The following is a 17,159-nucleotide window of genomic DNA, read 5'->3' on the forward strand; positions in this document are numbered from 1 at the left end:
CCGCTGACCGCTGACCGCTGACCGCTGACCGCTGACCCTACAACTAATAGACTAGTCGCTTACTTACCTATTTTTTGTATCATGAGCCAATGATTAACTGCGAGCTTTGATATGGATATTTTTACAGCTGAACACATTTCCCCTTTAATTTCGCTTTTACTGGTTTTACTGGCGGGGGTTACTTCGTTTGTATCGGCGGCTTTTGGTGCGGGCGGCGGGTTAATGCTGTTGGTGGTAATGGCGTCGGTTATGCCTATGGCGGTGGTGGTGCCGGTTCATGGTTTAGTGCAGTTGGGCTCTAATGCCAATCGGTTGTTGTTAAGTATTGCCCATCTTGATAAGCCGATGTTGTTGTATTTTACTCTGGGTGGGTTAATTGGTGCTGGGCTATCAATCCAAGTAGTAAGCGATATTAACCTTGATAGCATGAAGCTGTTTGTGGCTTTATTTGTGATTTATTTACTGTGGGGAACAATCCCTGAATTTAATAAAGACTCACGATTAGGGCGTTTAATAGCGGGTGTAATTACGGCATTTATTTCTACTTTTGTGGGAGCAAGTGGGCCTCTGGTGGCGAGTTATTTACACATTAATCATTACGATAAGCTTAAATTTACCGCGACTTTTTCAAGTATTATGACCTTGCAGCATAGCTTAAAAGCCGTCGTTTATACGGGGCTTGGTTTTAGTTTTTGGCAATGGTTGCCGTTAACACTGGCGATGATTTTAAGCGGAGCCATTGGCACCTGGTTAGGGATTCGTTTACTTAAGCGGCTCTCTGTGGCGCGTTTTAGGGCTGTTTTTAAAGTGATTTTAACTCTGCTTGCCATGCAGCTTGCATGGCAAGGGGTGAGTGTAATGCTTACTTAATAGCGGCTTTTATTGGTTTATCGCCATCAAATAACTCAAAAATACGATTGCTATTAAATGAGTTTGTAGCAACGTGAAGCAATGCGTTGGCTACATTTTCGCGGCTAATTTTAGCCTTTGACTGATCGCTAGGGCGCTCTGTTGTTACTTCCAAAGAGGCACTTTCGTCAGTTAATGTTCCTGGGCGGACAATTGTATAATTGAGTCCACTGTGAATTAAATGCTCATCGGCCATATGTTTTGCTACAAGATAAGGCTTTAAGTCACTATCTATCGCATCAGGATCGTCTGCGCCAATAGAGCTGACCATAATAAAGTGTTTTACACCGTGCTCTTTAGAATAAGTTGCTGCTTTTGTCGCTGCCCACAAATCAATAAGTACGGTTTTATCTGTGCCTGTACTTCCACCTGAACCTGCTGCAAAGATAACTTGGTCGCAGCCATTAATGGCACTTGAAAAGTCACCTTCTAAATCCTGTTCAACAATACTTAAAAATGGGCTATCTAAATCACACAGTTTGCTTTTGTCTCTTACAAGTGCAACAACATTTTGCTCATTTTCTAAAAGTAGTTTGGTAGCCATTTTACCAATTTGACCACTTGCGCCAATAATTAAAGTCTTACTCATAATTAATTCCTTCTCAATATAGTGTAAAGATTGTTCGTACAAACAGACCTTGGGGTAGGAAATTATTTTTAAAGAGTAAATGGGATTTAAACGAGCTTATTTAAAAAAAACATATTAGTTAAAAGTTATTACTTAACTGAGTATTAAAATTAGCTATTTTTTAAGGCGTTTTTTAGAACTTTTTACTCGATCATTATACTTACTTCGGTTACAAAGCTACGGTGGTATAAGCCAATACGTACACTGCGTTCTTGGTAATTACGGTAAAGGGCTTTGTAGGTATTATTACCTTTAAATTTTATTGCGAATAAGGTCACGAACAATAAAGCGGCCTGGGTGAATAGCTTGGCTTACGCGTTCGCTTAGTGGGCGAGGTTCATTGTTTAAACTACTAATTAGGTGCTCGGCAGATAGCGGTGCACTGCATAATGCTCGCGCGCCAAAGCCGGTAAAAATATGCAGGCCCTGTTGTGGTTTTTTTAATGCTTGGTATTGATAGCGCTTACCCAAACGTAAATTAGCAAATGCATGTGTATAGTCAGTTTGCTCCACCCATTCACCGGCCATAGGTAAGTGATCAATAAAACTACAGCGAACAGCGGCTTTAGCAGAGCTAATATCGCCTAAGCTGGTGGCAAATTCAGTGTTGTTATAAAAGCTCAGCAGTTGCTCGCGGTTGGTTTGATTATCTTGCTCGGTCACTTCACGGCTTTTACTGTTTTTTTCAAAGGTGGCGCCCATACAATGGTGATCTAAATAAGCGGGGGTGAAATACCCCTTGTGACACAACACGGTTTTTAGCTTACGTGATTGCGTGCTTGCTTGAACATGTGACACCTGTCCGCGTACGCCAACAATAGGGAGCGTTTTAGTTTGCGCAAATGCATCGCTGTGTTCACCGGCGCAAATAATCACATCGCTAAAGGGGCCAAATGTTTGTTTTTGCGTGGTTAAGTACCAGCCATCGGGTTGTTTGTTAAGTTGCTCAATGTGGCAATTAAATAGGCTCTCAAACTCATTTAATTGCTGTGCGGCATCTAACATAGCACTGACTAACTGGGGGGGATTAACCCAGCCGCCTTGTTCAAAAAACACCCCTGAGTAACCTGTTTTAACCCCAGCAATAGCATCACCCTCATCAGCAGTCACATTTCGCATAAGCTGCTCTGGCCACAGTTGTTTATCAGCGAGATTTTGATGACGCTCTGCCAATGGTTTTTTTACTGCATGTTGCAGCACACCACACCACTGGTGATCAAATAAAAAGCCATTGTTGAGTAATTGATTGTAAAGCCGCTTTGCGTATAAAAAACTATGGGCAAATAGTTCACTGTGTGGCGAATTTTTTGCTTGTAAATGCGGATATATCGCCCCTTGTACATTGTGAGATGCCCCCATGGCCGGTTGTTTATCTTGGCAAAATAAGTGGCTTGGTATACCGCGTTTCGCGAGGCTATAAAGAATACAACTGCTGGCTATACCACCGCCAATAACAGCCACATTGGTAAGGGGAGAGAAGTGATGCTCAAAATAGGCGGGGGCTGATTGTTTTAAATTAGCCTGAACGAGTGTGCCAACTAGCATCTCTCGTTTTCGGCCAAAGCCTTTAGCTTTTTGCATGCTAAAGCCCGCTTCAATTAAACCACGACGAACAAAGCCCGCAGCGGTAAACGTGGCTAATGTCGCGTTGCATCTGGAAATATCAACCATGGCGTTAAATACACTTTGCTGCCACATATCAGGATTTTTACTCGGTGCAAAACCATCTAAAAACCATGCGTCAACAAGTCCACTTTGTGGGTAGCTCATGCTATTAATACATTCCAGCACATCACCAAAGTAGAGGTCGAGCACCACAAGGCCATTGGCAAATTCAAGGCGATGACAACCGGTTAAATTAATCGGGTAGTGGGAGACGAGTTGGGCGCTTAAATGACTTAAACTAGGCCAAGCTTGCAAGGCTTGTTTTAAATCATTTACGCTAAGTGGATATTTTTCAAAAGAAATAAAATGCAGTCGTTGCACGTTATTAGACTGTTGACTTTGAACTTGTGGGCATTGCAGGTGGTCATAAAACTGCTGCCATGCATTTAAAAAATTAAGCCCTGTACCAAAACCGGTTTCGGCTATAACAAAGTGCTCACGGTCATGATTTTGTAACCGTGACTCTATATTGTTTTGTTGATAAAACACATAATGCGATTCAGCGAGGCCGTCGTCATTAGAAAAATAAACATCATCAAAGTCATTAGCAACCGGTGTCCCTAAATCATTAAAGTGTATGTGGGCGTTTTTTATCATGACCAATTCAATTTTATAGATAATTTTTTAATTATTTTACGTGTTTTCTTTGAAATAGTCTGGCGTTATTTATAAGCTGTAGGTTCAGAGTACAAGTGTACGCTAGAAAGCTGACCACTTAGGTGATTAAATTCGCGTAAAATAGAACACAATTAAGTATTAAGCTAAGGGAATTACCCATGAGAAGAGCCGTAATAACAGGCATCGGTGTTGTATCAAGCATCGGCAATAATAAAGAAGAAGTATTAGAGTCACTAAGAGCGGGTAAAAGCGGTATTGCTTTTAACCAAGAATTTGCTGATTACAAATTGCGCAGCAATGTATCAGGTAAAATTGATATTGATGTTAAAGAGCATGTTGACCGCAAAGCAATGCGCTTTATGGGTGATGCAGCGGCTTATTCTTATATCTCAATGGCACAAGCGATTGAAGATGCGGGCCTTAGCGACGAACAAGTATCAAACGAGCGCACTGGTTTATTAGTGGGTTCTGGCGGCGGTTCATCAAAATGGCAAGTAGAAGCGGCCGATATCCTTCGCGAAAAAGGCGTTAAGCGCGTTGGCCCTTACATGGTGCCACGTACTATGGCGAGCACCACCTCGGCTTGTTTAGCAACGCCATTTAAAATTAAAGGCGTTAACTATTCAATTAGCTCTGCGTGTGCAACCTCTGCGCATTGTATTGGCCATGCCGTTGAGCAGATTCAACTAGGCAAGCAAGACGTTATTTTTGCAGGTGGGGGTGAAGAACTTCACTGGACGCTAGCGATGGAATTTGACGCTATGGGCGCGCTTTCGACTAAATATAACGACACACCTGAAAAAGCATCACGTACATACGATGCTAACCGTGATGGTTTTGTGATTTCAGCCGGTGGCGGTATTGTGGTTGTTGAAGAGCTAGAACACGCACTTGCACGTGGCGCGCACATTTATGCTGAAATTACCGGTTACGGCGCAACCTCAGATGGTTACGATATGGTTGCACCATCAGGTGAGGGCGCAGTACGTTGTATGCGCCAAGCAATGCAAAACGTTGATAGCATTGATTACTTGAATACCCATGGTACGTCAACACCCGTAGGCGATGTGAAAGAGCTGGGCGCTATTCAAGAAGTATTTGGTGGTAACTCGCCAATGATCAGCGCAACTAAAGCAATGACAGGCCATGCACTGGGTGCGGCAGGTGTACACGAAGCCATCTTTTCATTGCTAATGCTTGAGCATGGTTTTGTTGCGCCATCTATCAATATTGATGAGCTTGATGAGCAAGCTGCGGGCTTGAACATTGTAACTGAAGCCAAAGACGTTGAACTAAATACGGTTATGTCTAACAGTTTTGGTTTTGGCGGCACCAATGCCACATTAGTAATGAGCAAATACAAAGGCTAAGTAAACCTTTAACTATTTTAAAGCCGAGCAAAATGCTCGGCTTTTTCGTTTGTGCAAATAGGCGGTTGTTCGTTACAATAGGGTCTCATTTTGCCAAACGGATTCACAATGAAAATTCTTGCCGATCAAAATATGCCTTTAGTTGAGCAATTCTTTAAAGATATGGGTGAGGTTGAACGATTTGATGGCAGGCAATTAACTCCAGAAAAACTCATTGATGTTGATGTATTACTCACTCGTTCAGTCACGCAGGTCAATAGTGAATTATTAGCACAGGCTAATAAGCTAAGCTTTGTAGGTACAGCCACTATTGGTGTGGATCATATTGATACCGATTTGCTCAACGCAAAAAATATTGCTTTTACCAGTGCACCTGGCTGCAATGCGATTGCGGTTGCTGAATATGTGATCAGTAGTTTATTTGCATTAAGTCAAGAAAATGCCAGCCCGTTAAGCGGTAAAACAATCGGTATTGTGGGTGTAGGTAATATTGGCAGTTGCCTCGCGCAAAAATTAAAAGCGCTTAACGTTAATTTACTATTGTGCGACCCAATAAAGTATGAGCAAGGGCTATTAACCGAGCACGTTGAGTTTGATGAGCTATTAACGCAGTCAGATATAGTCACGTTTCATGTGCCGTTAGTAAAAACAGGTACGCATAAAACACTGCATATGCTTGATAAAAAGCGCTTAACTACGCTTAAACCTGGGCTTACTTTAATTAACGCCAGCCGAGGTGATGTGATTGATAATCAAGCATTACTTGAGGTGATGGAAGCCGGCGCTGAGCTCGATTTAGTGTTGGATGTGTGGGAAAACGAACCTAACATTTTAACCGAGTTACTTGAGCATGTTCGCTATGCCAGTGTGCACATTGCCGGACATACTCTTGAGGGTAAAGCTCGGGGTACACAAATGTTGTATCAAAGCTTGTGTGAGCTAAAAGAGGTTAACGCAATAAAATCGCTTGATGATTTTTTACCGCCTCCTGCAATTAAAAAAGTCGCCCTAGGAAGTAGTTTTAGCGAAACAGATATAGCCCGTTTAGTGCACTTAGTTTATGACGTACGCCGTGATGATGGCATTTTACTGCGTCACTTGGCCGATGAAGGCTTTGACAGTTTACGAAAAAATTATCCAACCCGACGTGAATTTAGCACCGTGGTGGTTGAAGGTGATAGCACCGAGCTTGCTGCACTTGCTCAGCTTGGTTTTACTACAGCAAACTAATTTAATTAGCACGGTTGTTTTAATCGTGCTTACAGAGGATGAAATATGTCGCAAAAATATAACGTTGCCGTACTCGGCGCTACAGGCCTTGTCGGTCGTCAAATCATTGAAACTTTGGAAGATCGTAAATTTCCGGTCGATCAGCTGTTTTTATTAGCAAGCAGCCGCAGTGCTGGCGAAGATATAAAGTTTCGTGGTGAGACCATAGAAGTACGTGATGTTGAAGGCTTTGACTTTAGCCAAGCGCATATCGGTTTATTTTCTGCTGGTGGCAGTGTATCTGAAAAATATGCCCCTATCGCCGCAGACGCTGGCTGTATCGTTATTGATAACACATCGCACTTTAGAAATGACTTTGAAGTGCCGCTTATTGTGCCAGAAGTAAATGCATCGAGCTTAGCCGATTTTAGAAATCGTAATATTATTGCCAACCCTAATTGTTCAACCATTCAAATGATGCTTGCGCTTAAACCTATTTATGATGCATACGGCATTGATCGTATTAACGTTTCAACTTACCAAGCGGTGTCGGGAGCGGGTAAAGAGGCAGTTGATGAACTGGCTAAACAAACTGCAAATTTAATGAATGCACGCCCAATGGAAAACGAAATATTTCCTAAGCAAATTGCGTTTAATGTAATACCGCAAATCGATAGCTTTGAAGATAACGGCTATACGCGCGAAGAAATGAAAATGGTAAACGAAACGCATAAAATTTTAGGCGATACAACCATTGCGGTAAACCCGACTTGTGTTCGCGTCCCTGTATTTTTTGGTCATTCTGAGTCAATTAATATTGAAACGCGTATGCCTTATGACTTTGAGCATGTAAAGCAACTATTGAGTGATGCGCCAGGTGTTGAGCTAATTGATGATGCTGGCGACTACCCAACGGCTGTGTCGGATGCCAGTGGTAATGATACTGTTTATATCGGCCGTTTACGTGCTGATATTTCACACCCACATGGATTAAATATGTGGGTAGTAAGTGATAATACCCGTAAAGGGGCTGCAACCAATAGTGTACAAATAGCTGAAGAACTGATTGCTAATTATATGTAATTAGCCTGAAAATAGTGATAATTTCAATAAACGGCAAACCACAGTGGTTTGCCGTTTTTTTATGCTTTAACCGCCATTTTTTTGCCACTTATTAACTGAGAGAGTGTAAACATCTTGATAAACAACATAAAAACATTTTTATCATGATGTTTAAGGTATTTATTTTCAATGCGTTGCGATGGATATTATGGCTTAACTGGTTTATAGTTTGTAACTGGAATAGAGCTTGCAATAAAAATGTGCGTTGGCCACGTGGCTAACAACGGCAAGAATAATCAATGTTTAAGCGCCAATTTTAAAGCGCTGCGTTAACATTTAAACATTAAAGGATCAGCATGCGCGGTTTCGTTTCACTTATTATATTAGCGTCTGCACTGATGGTAACGACTGTTTACTCTCAAGACAGTACCCAATTAAGAGGGCCTAAAGGCGCAGATTACGGCGCGCAGGGTCGCTCTATTGGGCCAATAAAACCAACCGATACACTTTGGCGTATTGCCGTTAAAGTTCGCCCAGATAACTCAGTCAGCATTTATCAAGTTATGCAGGCCTTGTATAACAAAAACCCCAACTCATTTTTAGAACAAAACTTAAATCACATGCAAAGTGGTTCGTATTTAAAAATACCTACTTTGGCAGAAATTAGACGAGTAAACCCGCAATTAGCTAAGCAACGTTCTGAGCAAGACGATGAACTGTGGGAAAAAAAGAAAAATGGCACACTCACTCAAGCAGAGATCAATTCAGCACAAACACAAGTAACCCAAGCCCGCAAAGCAGACGTTGATGAAGCCAAAAAAGAATTACAACAAGAATTAAAAGCGATTAAAACAGATCAAGGTAATAAATTAGTTGAGCTTCAGCAGCAGTTTAAAAGTTCGGTTAGTAACGTAGAAGAGATTTTAGTTGAAAACAACAACCTTAAAAAACAGCTGACAGGTATTTCAAACGAGTTAGAAAACGTTCGTTTACAACTAGGCCAAGATAGTGAAATTCAACAACAGTTAAAAGAATTAATCGTTAAGCAAAACGAGATCATTGCACAGCAAAAATTAAAAGATGCAGAGCAAGAGAATGAATTTAGCTTTGCTGCATTACTCTCGAATCCTTTGGTACTCATTTTATTAATGACCATTCCAGCGTTGTTGATTATTTTTGCTGTAGTTATGTGGCTGCGTAAGCGTGGTAATAACCAAGAGCCTGAGAGTAACGATGATGAATTTATACCACAAGCGCCTGCTTATACTGACCCTCTAGATGAAATGCCAGACCCCACGCTTGACGAAGCGCCTGCTCCCGATCCACTTGATGATTTAAGTGTGCAGTTAGATGAGAACATGGATGACGTATTACTTGATGATGATGTGGAGTTTAATGATGATCTCGATGATGACAGTTTATTAGATCAAGATGAGTTAGAAAGCTTACTTAATGATGATGTTGTTTTTGAAGATGAAAATACTGAGGGTGATGAACTTGATGTTTTCATGCAACAAGATTTTGATAGCCCTGATGAAGATGACACGGGCGATACAATTAATCTTGACGAATCGGATGATATTTTAAGTGCGGATGATTTAGATAGCCTGTTTGATGAAGAAGATGACGATTCATTACCAGATGAACCCCAAGGTGAATCGAATGATGATATGGCTGCACTCAGTGAAGAACTCGCCGAAGAGGGCGAAGACTTCGACATTGATGATTTACTCGATGAAAATAATGAGCAGGCAACTGACACATCAGCAGACGATGACGAATTTGATATTGACGATTTACTCGATGCAGAGCAACCCGCTACTGCACAGAGTGAAGAAACCGATATTGACAGCTTAGTTGATGAAGATGACGAATTTGATATTGACGATTTACTCGATGCAGAGCAACCCGCTGCTGCACAGAGTGAAGAAACTGATATTGACAGTTTAGTTGAAGAAGATGACGAATTTGACATTGATGACTTGCTTGATGCAGAGCAACCCGCTGCTGCAGAGATTGAAGAAACTGATATTGACAGCTTAGTTGATGAAGATGACAAGATTGACATTGATGACTTGCTTGATGCAGAGCAACCCGCTGCTGCAGAGAGTGAAGAAACTGATATTGACAGCTTAGTAGATGAAGATGACGAAGTTAATATTGACGATTTACTTGATGCAGAACAATCGGCTACTGAGGCTCAAAGTGAAGAGCCAGACATCGACAGCTTAGTAGATGAAGATGACGAAGTTAATATTGACGATTTACTTGATGCAGAACAATCGGCTACTGAAGCTCAAAGTGAAGAGCCAGACATCGACAGCCTAGTTGATGAAGACGAAGTAGATATTGACGATGTACTGGATGCGGAGCAACCTGAAAGTGATGTTCATGATTCTGAAATAGATCATGCATTGGCGGACTCAATTGAAGATTTAGCTGACGCGCAAGAAGAGTTAAATAGTGAAGATGTAGAATCTATCGCTTCATCTTTTGCTGAGCCAGAAGTAGAGCCAGAGCCAGGCGTTGAAGCTGAGCCGGAGCTTGAAGAAGAACCTGAACTTGAAGTAGAACCAGAGCTTGAAGCTGAACCTGAACCTGAACTTGAAGTAGAGCCAGAACTTGAAGTAGAACCTGAACTTGAAGTAGAACCAGAGCTTGAAGTAGAGCCTGAGCTTGAAGTAGAACCAGAACTTGAAGCTGAGCCAGAAGTTGCAGCTGAGCCAGAGCTTGAAGAAGAGCCTGAACTTGATGTAGAACCAGAACTTGAAGCTGAGCCAGAAGTTGCAGCTGAGCCGGAGCTTGAAGAAGAACCTGAACTTGAAGTAGAACCAGAACTTGAAGTAGAACCAGAACTTGAAGTAGAACCAGAGCTTGAAGCTGAGCCGGAGCTTCAAGCAGAACTTGAACCTGAGCCTGAGTTTGACGTTGGATCTGAAGGTGATTTCACCGATACATCTTCTACATTACTCGATCAAGAGGATGCCTTAGATGAATTTAACGATGAAAACCTTGAGAGTATTGATGATCTGTTAAGTGAGTTAGAACAACCTACCGACGACTATGTAGAAACACCAGATTGGTCAGTTGATGGTGTAGATGATGAACTTAAAGCAGAATCTGAACTTGAAGTAGAAGCTGAGCCAGAAATTGAAGCTGAGCCAGAAATTGAAGCTGAGACAGAACTTGAAGCAGAGCCAGAACTTGAAGCAGAGCCTGAACTTGAAGTTGAGCCTGAACTTGAAGTAGAACCTGAGCTTGAAGCTGAGACAGAACTTGAAGCAGAGCCTGAACTTGAAGCAGAGCCTGAACTTGAAGCAGAGCCTGAACTTAAAGCAGAGCCTGAGCTTGAAGCAGAGCCTGAGCTTGAAGTAGAACCTGAACTTGAAGCAGAGCCTGAACTTGAAGCAGACCCTGAGCTTGAAGTTGAGCCTGAACTTGAAGCAGAACCAGAGCTTGAAGCAGAACCAGAGCTTGAAGTTGAGCCTGAGCTTGAAGAAGAGCCTGAACTTGAAGTAGAGCCTGAACTTGAAGCAGAGCCTGAGCTTGAAGCAGAGCCTGAGCTTGAAGTAGAGCCTGAACTTGAAGTAGAACCAGAGCTTGAAGCAGAACCAGAGCCTGAGCTTGAAGCAGAGCCTGAGCTTGAAGTAGAACCAGAGCTTGAACAAGATCCTGAGTTTGACGTTGAATCAGAAGATGACTTTACCGATACGTCTTCAACCTTACTCGACCCAGAAGATGCGCTTGACGAGTACGACGGTGAAAACTTTAAAAGCGTTGATGATCTTTTAAGTGAACTTGAGCAAACAAGCGATGCAGATGAACACGTTCCTGATTGGTCACTCGACGATTTAAACGATGAGCTTGATGAAGATGAAATTGATTTAGGTGATGATCCGCTTGCTGGTGATATCCAAAACAATGATTTATCGACAGATGACGATGAGCTATACGAGCCAGAAATAGTTACACCGAGTGAAGAGCTTGAAGAATATCCTGAGTTAGAGCTTGATGATGAGTTGCCTTTATCTGATGAAGAGCATCAATCACTAACACCAGAAGAGCTACAAGGTGATAATTTAGACGGTGATGCAACGGGTATGTCACCAAGTCAAGCAGAGCAAGATCTCGCTAATGCACTATCCGCAGGTAATGATCTCGATAGCTTAGAAGACGATTTTGATGATGAATTATTACTAGACAATGAGTTTTCAGAGTCAAACACTGCGCAAGGTCTAGATAATGAAGTTTCAGAGCCTGAAAAGCTGACTGAACAAATTACAGATGAGCAAAGCGTTAGCACAGACGATGAGTTTGATGATGAACAACTTGATGCTTTAGCTGAATCATCAGAGTTTACTGACGAGCAAACGAACGCTGACCGTGAAGCTGATTTAACGCAAAGCCCAGTATCGCCAGAATCAGACATGATTTCAGATGATGAGCTTGACGATGAGTTCATGGCTGATTTAACACAAACTGATTTTGATGCCTTGCTTAATGAACTAGCAGAGCCTGAAAATGTTGATTTAAGTGACAGCAGTGAGTTTGATGTTGATTTTAATAGCTTACTAAGTGAAGACTTAGCTGACGAAAGCGCATCCTCGTTGCAAGAGCCTATTGAGCAACCTGAGGTTACTGAGCCATTAGCGCAGGATGACTTTGTTGATATTGATGCATTGTTAGAGCAAAGCGATGAAGCTGATTTAGATCACGAACCTTACACAGACGTCGATATGGATGTTGGTTTAGGTGAGTATGATTCACTTCTGGCTGGTGATAACCCTATGGATGTTGATACCCAAAGCGGGGGTTACTCAGCTAAGCTTGATCTTGCACATGCCTATATTGAGATTGATGATGCAGATTCAGCAGTTAAAATCCTGGATGAGATCATTAATAATGGCCCGGATGATGTGCAAGAAGAAGCGCAAAGCTTAAAGGCTAAACTTAAAAATTAATAACCAAGCTCCTGTAAGGTATGGTTGATATGAAAACCCGTTATTAGTGATGCTAATAGCGGGTTTTTTGTATTGCATAGTTAGGAACCTTAGTTCGCTGCTTTTATTGGGACGCCATATAGCATAAAATGCAGCGTCGATTAGCACAGTAGGTAAAGCAGTAATTATGCGAGTAGCACTTGGAGTAGAATACAATGGCGCACGTTACAGTGGTTGGCAGCGTCAATCACACGTAAATAGTGTACAACAAGAAGTAGAAAAAGCGTTGTCGCGCATTTGTAATCATCCAGTTGAAATTGTATGTGCAGGGCGTACCGATGCCGGTGTACATGGCACTGGACAAGTAGTGCATTTTGATACACATGCTGAGCGTGAAATGGTGGCCTTTACATTAGGTATGAACACCTTATTACCCAAAGATATTGCTATTCGTTTTGCACAACCTGTGGCGGAAGACTTTCATGCCCGCTTTAGTGCAACTGCTCGTCGTTATCGTTATGTTATTTACAATTATGCGTTTCGTGGTGCGGTATTAAATGAAGGTGTTACACATTTTCATCACCCACTAGATGAAGTGAAAATGCAGCAGGCGTGTCAATATTTACTAGGTGAGCATGACTTTACCTCGTTTAGAGCGCTGCACTGCCAAGCTAATACGGCAACGCGAACGATTCATCATTTATCGGTACAGCGCCAAGGTGCTTATGTCATTATTGATATTAAAGCCAATGCGTTTTTACACCATATGGTACGTAATATTACGGGTTGTTTAATGGATATTGGCTTACACAAACATGAACCAATTTGGTTAAAAGAGCTGCTAGATGTTAAAGAGCGAGCTAAAGCGAGCGCTACAGCAAAAGCAGCAGGTTTATATTTAGTGGATGTTGATTATCCAGATCATTTTAATATCCCTAGAACGCCGCTAGGACCATTGTTTTTAGCCGACAGTGATATTTGATAAGTAACGAGATGTGTATATTTTGAGGCTAAATTTATACGCTGTTATTCGTATTGCTAACTACTAAGACCAGTTTTTTATACCGTGACAGCGTAATTCATGTTTTAATTGGAAAAATTTGTTTGCATGGTTAACATGTAGACTCGCGACACAGAACAGCATTAAGAGAGTTGCAAATGAGTTGGCTAGAAAAAATCTTACCAAAAACGACTAAATCTTCAGGTCGTAAAGAAATTCCAGAAGGTGTATGGGCTAAATGTACGTCATGTGATTCAATTTTATATAAAGCAGAATTAGAAAAATCACTGAACGTATGCCCTAAATGCGATCATCATATGCGTGTTAGTGGTCGTAAACGTCTTGAACAGTTTTTAGATGAAGGCGATCGTCACGAGTTAGGTGCCCAACATGAACCTAAAGATGTGCTTAAATTTAGAGACTCAAAAAAATACTCAGATCGTATCAATGCAGCTCAAAAGTCAAGCGGTGAAAAAGACGCGCTTGTCGCAATGAAAGGGAACCTAAAAGGCATTCCGGTTGCTGCTGTTGCATTTGAATTCTCATTTATGGGTGGCTCAATGGCGTCGGTAGTGGGTGCTCGTTTTGTTGACGCGGTTGACCAATGTTTAGAGCATAATATGCCGCTGATTTGTTTTTCTGCATCGGGCGGTGCTCGTATGCAAGAAGCCCTTATGTCACTTATGCAAATGGCTAAAACCAGTGCGGCACTGGCTAAAATGACTGAAAAAGGCCTACCGTTTATTTCTGTAATGACAGATCCAACAATGGGTGGTGTATCAGCATCATTGGCAATGCTTGGTGATATTAATGTTGCAGAGCCTAAAGCTTTGATTGGTTTTGCCGGTCCGCGTGTTATTGAACAAACTGTTCGCGAAACGCTACCAGAGGGTTTCCAACGCAGTGAATTCTTGTTAGAACATGGCGCAATCGACATGATTATAGACCGTCGAGAAATGCGCGATACGCTAGCACGTATCTTAGCAAAATTTATGAACTTGCCTTCTACGGAACAAGAGCATAGAGTAGCGTAAATTTCAGCTTTACTGATTACATGCTATGACAAAAACAATTCCTAGCCAATCATCAAGCCTTGATGATTGGCTTTGTTATTTAGAGAGTGTTCATCCTGCTAATATAGAAATGGGTTTAGAACGCGTTGCTCGTGTTGCTAACAACATTGGGCTTTTAACCTCCTCAAGTAAAATCATTCTTATTGCAGGCACCAATGGCAAAGGCACAACAGCACGTTGTTTAGAGTCACTGTTATTAGCCCAAGGTTATCGTGTTGGTACGTATGCTTCTCCGCATTTAATTCGTTACAATGAGCGCGTACGCGTTGATGGCGCAGAGCTTGACGATCAATACCATGTCGATGCGTTTAATTTATTAGAACAAGGTCGTGGTGACACCCCACTGACATATTTTGAATATGGCACCTTAGGCGCGTTAGCAATATTCAAGCGTTTAGAGGTTGATTACGTGCTGTTAGAGGTAGGTTTAGGCGGGCGTTTTGACGCGACCAATATTGTTACCCCCTATGCCAGCATCATCACCACCATCGACTTAGATCATAAAGAATACTTAGGTGACACGCGTGAATTAGTTGCTTATGATAAAGCGGGTATTTTTCGAGAGAGTACTCCTGCAATTATTGGGGACTTAAATATTCCACATACAATGACCGATTATGGTAAAGAAATTAACGCTAATATGGTGTTATCTGGCAGCGACTTTATTTTTAAAGAGCACGCGCAGAGTTTTAGTTGGCAATTTAAAGAGCATAATCTTGAGTTACCTAAACCAGCAATTCCATGCCAAAATGTAGCCACGGCATTAACCGCTCTATCGGTATTAAACTTATTACCGAGCGATGAGGTGATTACTCAGTGTTTAGCGAACTTAGTCGTTGAGGGACGTTTTCAACAACTAAGTGCAGAGCCATTAGTGTATACCGATGTAGCACATAACCCTGAATCAGCTCGCTATTTAGCGACTAAATTAGCAAGCTATAAAGATAAAGGCTTTAAAATTCATGCATTAGCCGCTATGCTTGCTGATAAAGATAAGGTTGGTGTGCTTAAAGAAGTTAGTGATGTAGTAGATGAGTGGTCGTTTGCGAGCTTAGAGGGCCCACGCGGCGATAGCGCTGCTAATTTACATCAGGCACTTTTAAGCATTCCTAATAGTTATTTTAAACAGGGTTATAATAGCGTAGAGGCAGCATTGGATGCTATCTTGCCAAACCAGCCAACTAACACACTATTAATTGTATTTGGTTCATTTTTTACCGTGGCTGGCGCTATTCATTACTTTAAAAAATAGAGAGGATGTCGGTGAACTCAGGTTTTATTAATCGCTTAGTCGGAACAAGTATTGTGGTGATCGCAGCAATTGTGTTTATTCCCAATATACTCGATGGTGAAAAAGTGCACTATAAAGAAGGCTTTAAAGCGATTCCAGAACGCTCTGAGTTCAAGACCATTGATTTGCAAGAATCAATCGATCAAAAAGTGGCAAATGCACAGCCTTTAAAAGAGGATGAAGTTGAAGATATTCAGCCTGATGATGCCGCATTTGAACAGCAAAACAGTGCTGCTCAAACAGACATTACCGACCAGCCTGCAATGGTTGAAGCGGTAATACCTGATACAAACCAAAGCAGTACGGCTGCAATTCAAGAACCTACGCGCCCAGCTAACGAAAACTTAACTAGCATGGCGTATGTTATTCAGTTAGGTAGTTTTTCACATGCAGCCAATGTAAAAGCGCTGCAAGCTAAGCTCAAGGCTAAAGGGTTTAAAACTTTTACTAAACCAGTTAAAACGCCAAATGGGACGTTAACGAAAGTTTTTGTCGGACCATCACTGAATAAACAAGAACTGCAATCTCAACTTCCTGCACTTAAAGAGTTAACCAAACTCAACGGTAAAGTCTCCCAATTTGAAGTGACCAAATAAATTCAATAAAAGGAAGTGTGTTTATCGCGAGATATTACACACTTACCTCGTCTTATTTTATACGTTTAAATAGACCTTTATCGCATTTTTAGCTTCGCTCCTTTACTTATCAATGCCCACACAAAAATAGCAAAATAGATGCGCTATAAACAAAATGTTTGTTGTTTTTATAACGGTGAGACTGCGCTATTTTTAATCTAATAATGGTGTGTGTTTACTCACCTGTAATCTCACGCTTAAACTTGCATCACAAGGAGGTTTAGGTATAGAATGCGCCCAAAATTAGCGACTAATTGGTTCTTATGATCTGGGTTGATTACGCCATTCTTGGCATTATTGCACTCTCTACCATCATCGGTTTAATACGCGGCTTTGTTAAAGAAGCTATGTCATTAGCGGTATGGGCAGGGGCTTTCATCATCTCCAGCTTATTTTATCAATATTTAGCTTCCTTCCTAACATCCATTTCTGAACCCCTTTTAAGAAATGCGGCGGCCATTGCCATATTATTCTTTGCGACGCTATTGTTAGGCGGTTTACTAAACTATATTTTAGGTGAGCTTGTACAGCGAACCGGATTATCCGGCACAGACCGTGTTTTTGGTGTGGTGTTTGGTGCTCTTCGAGGCGTGTTGGTCGTGAGCGCGTTACTCTTCTTTCTTGATGCTTTTACTGGTGCGCCAAGTACGCATTGGTGGGGCAACTCTATTTTGATTCCAGAATTTGGCTTTGTAGTTGAATGGTTCTTTTCGTACCTAGAAAACAACTCGAGCTTTTTAAATTCAGTAAACCGTTAAT

At 41.6% G+C, this 17,159-nt stretch carries 12 protein-coding genes; 10 read left to right on the top strand and 2 right to left on the bottom strand.

The annotated features are described in order from the left end of the window. The first annotated feature begins 111 nt into the window (after nt 1–111). Nucleotides 112–870, top strand: a complete 759-nt coding sequence (locus L641_RS0109630) for a sulfite exporter TauE/SafE family protein (RefSeq protein WP_024601781.1) — start codon at nt 112–114, stop codon at nt 868–870. On the opposite strand, the gene L641_RS0109635 is transcribed toward L641_RS0109630, so the two are convergent. Further along, nucleotides 863–1,498, bottom strand: coding sequence for an NAD(P)-binding oxidoreductase (locus tag L641_RS0109635; RefSeq protein ID WP_024601782.1), 636 nt, complete (start codon nt 1,496–1,498; stop codon nt 863–865). The two genes, L641_RS0109630 and L641_RS0109635, sit on opposite strands and share 8 nt — an antisense overlap. A 291-nt stretch (nt 1,499–1,789) precedes the next feature. Then, on the bottom strand, nt 1,790–3,799 hold the full coding sequence (gene mnmC, locus L641_RS0109645; RefSeq protein WP_024601783.1) for a bifunctional tRNA (5-methylaminomethyl-2-thiouridine)(34)-methyltransferase MnmD/FAD-dependent 5-carboxymethylaminomethyl-2-thiouridine(34) oxidoreductase MnmC: 2,010 nt from the start codon (nt 3,797–3,799) through the stop codon (nt 1,790–1,792). A gap of 179 nt (nt 3,800–3,978) precedes the next feature. On the opposite strand from mnmC, the gene fabB reads away from it, so the two are divergent. The 9 genes from fabB to L641_RS0109690 all read left to right on the top strand — a co-directional run bounded on the left by fabB (nt 3,979) and on the right by L641_RS0109690 (nt 17,158). Next, the gene (fabB, locus tag L641_RS0109650; RefSeq protein WP_013465470.1) at nt 3,979–5,190 is read left to right on the top strand and encodes a beta-ketoacyl-ACP synthase I; all 1,212 of its coding nucleotides are present in this window, start codon (nt 3,979–3,981) and stop codon (nt 5,188–5,190) included. A gap of 108 nt (nt 5,191–5,298) precedes the next feature. Beyond that, nucleotides 5,299–6,420, top strand: a complete 1,122-nt coding sequence (locus L641_RS0109655; RefSeq protein ID WP_024601784.1) for a 4-phosphoerythronate dehydrogenase — start codon at nt 5,299–5,301, stop codon at nt 6,418–6,420. Between the two features lie 45 nt (nt 6,421–6,465). Beyond that, the gene (locus tag L641_RS0109660) at nt 6,466–7,482 is read left to right on the top strand and encodes an aspartate-semialdehyde dehydrogenase (RefSeq protein ID WP_013465468.1); all 1,017 of its coding nucleotides are present in this window, start codon (nt 6,466–6,468) and stop codon (nt 7,480–7,482) included. A gap of 335 nt (nt 7,483–7,817) precedes the next feature. Continuing rightward, nucleotides 7,818–12,422 carry a FimV/HubP family polar landmark protein gene (locus tag L641_RS0109665; RefSeq protein WP_024601785.1) on the top strand — a complete coding sequence of 1,535 codons (4,605 nt, stop codon included), beginning with the start codon at nt 7,818–7,820 and terminating at the stop codon, nt 12,420–12,422. 166 nt (nt 12,423–12,588) lie between these two features. Next, nucleotides 12,589–13,383, top strand: a complete 795-nt coding sequence (truA, locus tag L641_RS0109670) for a tRNA pseudouridine(38-40) synthase TruA (protein ID WP_016899264.1) — start codon at nt 12,589–12,591, stop codon at nt 13,381–13,383. A gap of 176 nt (nt 13,384–13,559) precedes the next feature. Further along, nucleotides 13,560–14,435: an acetyl-CoA carboxylase, carboxyltransferase subunit beta gene (gene accD / locus L641_RS0109675; protein WP_013465465.1), complete on the top strand. Its 876-nt coding sequence runs from the start codon at nt 13,560–13,562 to the stop codon at nt 14,433–14,435. 25 nt (nt 14,436–14,460) lie between these two features. After that, nucleotides 14,461–15,726, top strand: a complete 1,266-nt coding sequence (gene folC / locus L641_RS0109680) for a bifunctional tetrahydrofolate synthase/dihydrofolate synthase (protein WP_016899265.1) — start codon at nt 14,461–14,463, stop codon at nt 15,724–15,726. Nucleotides 15,727–15,737: 11 nt separating this feature from the next. After that, a complete protein-coding gene (locus tag L641_RS0109685; protein ID WP_024601786.1) occupies nt 15,738–16,361 on the top strand; it encodes an SPOR domain-containing protein in 624 nt (207 codons plus the stop codon). 302 nt (nt 16,362–16,663) lie between these two features. Next, nucleotides 16,664–17,158: a CvpA family protein gene (locus L641_RS0109690; protein ID WP_024601787.1), complete on the top strand. Its 495-nt coding sequence runs from the start codon at nt 16,664–16,666 to the stop codon at nt 17,156–17,158. Nucleotide 17,159: the final 1 nt, after the last annotated feature.

Source organism: Pseudoalteromonas sp. TB41 (genome assembly GCF_000497975.1).
GTDB lineage: Bacteria > Pseudomonadota > Gammaproteobacteria > Enterobacterales > Alteromonadaceae > Pseudoalteromonas > Pseudoalteromonas tetraodonis.

What these genes read in the sequence shown, in the direction of transcription:
- L641_RS0109630 (WP_024601781.1), top strand. Translation starts at nt 112, where the DNA reads ATGGATATTTTTACAGCTGAACACATTTCCCCTTTAATTTCGCTTTTA.
- L641_RS0109660 (WP_013465468.1), top strand. Translation starts at nt 6,466, where the DNA reads ATGTCGCAAAAATATAACGTTGCCGTACTCGGCGCTACAGGCCTTGTC.
- L641_RS0109655 (WP_024601784.1), top strand. Translation starts at nt 5,299, where the DNA reads ATGAAAATTCTTGCCGATCAAAATATGCCTTTAGTTGAGCAATTCTTT.
- truA (WP_016899264.1), top strand. Translation starts at nt 12,589, where the DNA reads ATGCGAGTAGCACTTGGAGTAGAATACAATGGCGCACGTTACAGTGGT.
- mnmC (WP_024601783.1), bottom strand. Translation starts at nt 3,799, where the DNA reads ATGATAAAAAACGCCCACATACACTTTAATGATTTAGGGACACCGGTT.
- L641_RS0109665 (WP_024601785.1), top strand. Translation starts at nt 7,818, where the DNA reads ATGCGCGGTTTCGTTTCACTTATTATATTAGCGTCTGCACTGATGGTA.
- folC (WP_016899265.1), top strand. Translation starts at nt 14,461, where the DNA reads ATGACAAAAACAATTCCTAGCCAATCATCAAGCCTTGATGATTGGCTT.
- fabB (WP_013465470.1), top strand. Translation starts at nt 3,979, where the DNA reads ATGAGAAGAGCCGTAATAACAGGCATCGGTGTTGTATCAAGCATCGGC.
- accD (WP_013465465.1), top strand. Translation starts at nt 13,560, where the DNA reads ATGAGTTGGCTAGAAAAAATCTTACCAAAAACGACTAAATCTTCAGGT.
- L641_RS0109635 (WP_024601782.1), bottom strand. Translation starts at nt 1,498, where the DNA reads ATGAGTAAGACTTTAATTATTGGCGCAAGTGGTCAAATTGGTAAAATG.
- L641_RS0109690 (WP_024601787.1), top strand. Translation starts at nt 16,664, where the DNA reads ATGATCTGGGTTGATTACGCCATTCTTGGCATTATTGCACTCTCTACC.